The organism is Variovorax glucosi (genome assembly GCF_051216695.1).
In the GTDB taxonomy this organism is placed as follows: domain Bacteria; phylum Pseudomonadota; class Gammaproteobacteria; order Burkholderiales; family Burkholderiaceae_C; genus Variovorax.
Genome location: NZ_JBPJZE010000230.1, coordinates 1 through 1190 on the forward strand (window position 1 = coordinate 1; position 1190 = coordinate 1190).

The following is a 1190-nucleotide window of genomic DNA, read 5'->3' on the forward strand; positions in this document are numbered from 1 at the left end:
CATAGGCTCGTTCTGCAACCAGGCGATTGCGGGGCGCTATCCGTTCACGCGCGGATCGAACCGCGACGTGGCCTCGGGCGACTTCGCGCAGCTGTTCGCGCCGGGCGGGATGATGGACGACTTCTTCCAGAAGAACCTCGTCACGCAGGTCGACACCTCGGTCAATCCGTGGGCCTTCAAGCGCGGCGTGGACGGCAGCGCGGCGGGGCGTTCGGCATACCTCGATTCGTTCCAGAAGGCGCAGGCCATCCGCGACGTGTTCTTCTCTGGCATGGCGGGCGGGCGCACGCCTTCATTCACCATCGACATCCGGCCGGAGGACATGGACGCGGCGCTCACGCAGTTCACGCTCGACGTCGACGGCCAGACGGTGCGCTACGCGCACGGCCCGCAGGCGCCCAGCACCATCAAGTGGCCCGGCCCGCGCAACAGCAACCAGGTGCGCCTGCAGGTGACCACGGCCAACGGCACGCCGGCCGGCGGCATCGTGACTGAAGGGCCGTGGGCGCTGCACCGGCTGTTCGACAAGGCCTCGATCTCCGCGGGCAGCTCGCCCGAATCGTTCAACGCGAGCTTCGACCTGCAGGGCAAGAAGGTGGTGCTCGCGGTGACGGCCAACAGCGTCTACAACCCGCTGCGCCTGCCGCAGAAGAACGGCTTCTCCTGCCCGGGGAAATCCTGAAATGAACAGCAGCATTCCTCCCCAAGCCTGGGTGCCCGTCGACGAACAGATCGGCTGGTACGGCAAGCTGCCCGCCGCCGGCGACTTTCTCTATCGCCGCATGCCGCGCGAGCTGCAGGCCTGGTGGGACCGCTGGATGCAGAACGGCCTGGGCAGCTTCAAACGCTGGCCCGATGCGATGACGCGGCACTACGCCGTGGCGCCGGTGTGGAACTTCGCGATTCCCGCCACGCAGGGCGTGGACGCCGTGCAGTTCGGCTGCATCGCGCCGAGCTGCGACCGCGTGGGCCGCTACTACCCCGTGTGCATCACGCTGCAGGTGGCCGCGCAGAACTACCGCCCGTCGGTGCTCGAAGGCTCGGCCGCGTGGTACTGGCAGTGCGGTACCGCGCTGTTGCAGGCCATCCGCCACGGCGTGGCGCCCGACCAGTTCGACAGCCAGGTGCTGGCCGCGGGCCGCGCCGGCTTCCAGACGGCCAGTGGCGGCTCGGACGACATCCTCTCGATC

The 1190-nt window shown here is 68.6% G+C and carries 2 protein-coding genes; both read left to right on the forward strand.

Going from position 1 to position 1190, the window contains the following annotated elements; translation table 11 throughout:
• Positions 1-682, forward strand: a 682-nt coding sequence (locus ACSFA3_RS24530; RefSeq protein WP_435507979.1) for a type VI secretion IcmF C-terminal domain-containing protein, incomplete at its 5' end; no start/stop codon positions are given.
• A gap of 1 nt (position 683) precedes the next feature.
• The coding region (gene tagF, locus ACSFA3_RS24535; RefSeq protein WP_435507980.1) for a type VI secretion system-associated protein TagF at positions 684-1190 on the forward strand (507 nt) is incomplete at its 3' end.